This is a genomic window from Thermogutta sp. (assembly GCF_014359955.1).
GTDB lineage: Bacteria > Planctomycetota > Planctomycetia > Pirellulales > Thermoguttaceae > Thermogutta.
In genome coordinates this window covers 1-1,926 of record NZ_JACIYL010000812.1, presented here as the reverse complement: position 1 = coordinate 1,926, position 1,926 = coordinate 1, and the positions used below count along the sequence as shown (strand labels likewise).

At 58.0% G+C, this 1,926-nt stretch carries 2 protein-coding genes; both read right to left on the bottom strand.

Annotated features, from left to right (window positions below; genetic code table 11):
* Positions 1-295 precede the first annotated feature (295 nt).
* Positions 296-1,333, bottom strand: coding sequence for a beta-ketoacyl-ACP synthase III (locus tag H5U08_RS17225; protein ID WP_297035911.1), 1,038 nt, complete (start codon positions 1,331-1,333; stop codon positions 296-298).
* 210 nt (positions 1,334-1,543) lie between these two features.
* Positions 1,544-1,926: hypothetical protein (locus tag H5U08_RS17220; RefSeq protein WP_297035907.1), on the bottom strand; the 383-nt coding region annotated here is incomplete at its 5' end.

Genomic DNA, 1,926 nt, shown 5'->3' with positions numbered 1-1,926 from the left:
CGATGCCTCCCGCTTTTTTTAGGCGGGACGTGGACATTCAAAGGGGTTCGCGTGGGAGCGAGATTCAACCCGGAGGGACGCGGATTGTCACGTCCACCATCCCACCTTTCGATCATCCCTTTGACCGACCGGATTCCGACTGGCTGGTTCATCTGCCGGTTAAACGGTAGGGCCATTCATGGATTGCCCCTACAACTCATTATGTCCGTGGCATGTCCGTGCTTTTCCCAAAGCGGGGATGGGGCGGCTTTTCATCCTCCTGCCTTCCCAAGGACCGCACGAGCGGAAACGGGAACTACCAGCGGAGAATGCCGGTCGCCCAGGACAGTCCCCCACCAAAGCCGCTCAGCAACACGAGATCGCCCTTGCGGATTCTTCCCTCGCGGACAGCTTCGTCCAAACAAATGGGAATGCTTGCCGAAGAGGTGTTCCCGTAGCGGTCCAGGTTGTTGTAGAGTTTTTCGTCGGGGATGCCAATGGCCTCGGCTGCAGCCTGGATGATCCGCATGTTCGCCTGATGAAAGATAACCAGGCTGATGTCGGCCAGGGTGAGATCCGCCATCTCCAGGACGTCATGGACTGTTTGATTAAGCATGCGGATGGCCCATTTGAAAACGGGCCGGCCTTCCATCACGACATACTGCTCTCCATTGAGCGTGCCCTGGTGATTGGTAGGGCAGCGAGATCCTCCCATGGGTCGGTAAAGAAGATCGAACCCCGCACCGTCCGAGCCGTAGGAGAACGCGATAAATCCCTGGGAGCGATCGCCGGGGCCAAGGAGCACCGCTCCCGCACCATCTCCAAAGAGGGGATATGTTTTTACATCTGCCGGATTGCACACCCGCGAGTTGCAGTCTGCCCCGATGACCAGTGGTCGTTTCGCGCACCCCGACGCCACAAACTGCATCCCTGTCAGCAGGGCGAACATGAAGCTGGTGCAGGCTGCCTGGATATCCATGGCCGGGGCACACAGCTTCAATTTTTCCTGGACCAGACTGGCAGCGGCGGGCATCGTCATATCCGGTGTGTACGTCCCCAGCAGGACGAGGTCGACCTCTGCGGGATCAACGCCAGCATCCGCCAAACATCGCCGCGCCGCTTCCACCGCCAGATCGCTTGTGGCCAGCTCCGGCGGCGCATGCCGTCGTTCCAGGATCCCTGTACGCTGAACGATCCACTCCGCATCGTATCCCAGCGACGCGAGATCTTCATTCCGCACACGGTTATCGGGAACGTAACTTCCCACTCCCAAAATCTGGACTCCCGTGATACTTCCTTTGCGGGAGCGCTGGGCAAGGTAGGGGATTTCTCGTGCGCTCGTTTTCGGGTTCATAAACAGTGCAGACCTTAACCGGAAGACCAATTGTTGCCAAATGCGGACGGCTCGTGGTTTGACCCAGAGGCCATTCTCTCTTAAAAAAGAGAGGACATCCCCTTAAACCTAAGACTTTTTACCTTTGGCGGCAAGTGGTTCTTTACGATTCAACTTTTCGCACGCGGACGAGGATGACACTGTCCTTTTCCGACGATGAGGAAAAGGCTCTTACCGCGGACGACGAGGCAACCCGTGCCGGCTGGCCGGTTTGGAAGCAGAACCATAGCGCTGACTGACTTTTCCAGCACCGGGCTTTCCTTGCGGGGAAACCCCCACCAAGTCCGATAGCTCCACTTCTGCTCCCACTGCCACCAGTTCTCCGGCAGGTTCCTCTTCTCGCTCCGCCACCAGGTGGGGATGCAAATCGGGGGCGTGATGACCTTCGCCCCGGCTGCGTTTTCGAGCGGCGATTTTCTCGCCACTCTTCCAGAAAAAGTTAGCGAGCGGACTGGCCAGAAGAGCGGGCAGAAGCACCAGATTGCCGAATGACGACGCCGTCAGCATGGCGAACATGAGGTAACCAAAACGCTGGGTTGGCGTGAAAGAGCTCA